This is a genomic window from Bradyrhizobium sp. 18BD (assembly GCF_054185225.1).
Window position 1 is genome coordinate 1 of the sequence record NZ_JAVAYL010000222.1, and the last position, 453, is coordinate 453.

General features: G+C 40.2%; 1 protein-coding gene. It reads right to left on the reverse strand.

Annotated features, from left to right (window positions below; all coding sequences use genetic code 11):
- Window positions 1–453, reverse strand: a 453-nt coding sequence (locus RAD16_RS41175; RefSeq protein ID WP_458163704.1) for a hypothetical protein, incomplete at both ends; no start/stop codon positions are given.

Below are 453 nucleotides of genomic sequence, written 5' to 3' on the forward strand. Positions count from 1 at the left end.
CTCCCGCTTTCAGGTTATTCAAATAAGTTGCGCCTCCGTATATTTCTTTCAGATAATTATGGTAAGTACTTAAATTAACACCAATATTCCAGCGCAAATCATGCGTTTTTACCGCCGTTGCACCCAAAACCAGCTCATAGCCTTTACGCTGATAAACATTACCGTTAAGCAGCTGGCTATCAAACCCGCTGGTATTCGAAATAGGATTATTGGTTATGTTATTATAGTCTCTCGTTTGAAAATAGGTAGCATCGATGGTTAATCGGCTTTTAAATAATTTAGCCTCAAACCCGGTTTCATAACTATCAGATGTTTGTGGAAGCAGACCGGAGGTAAACAACTGACTCCCGTAGGAAAGAGAAGGATTGTTATTCCATATAGTTCCTTTTGTATAAGTAGGCAGGTAATCGTAAGTACCGGCAAATAGCTGTCCGCTTGAAACCCTTGACCATG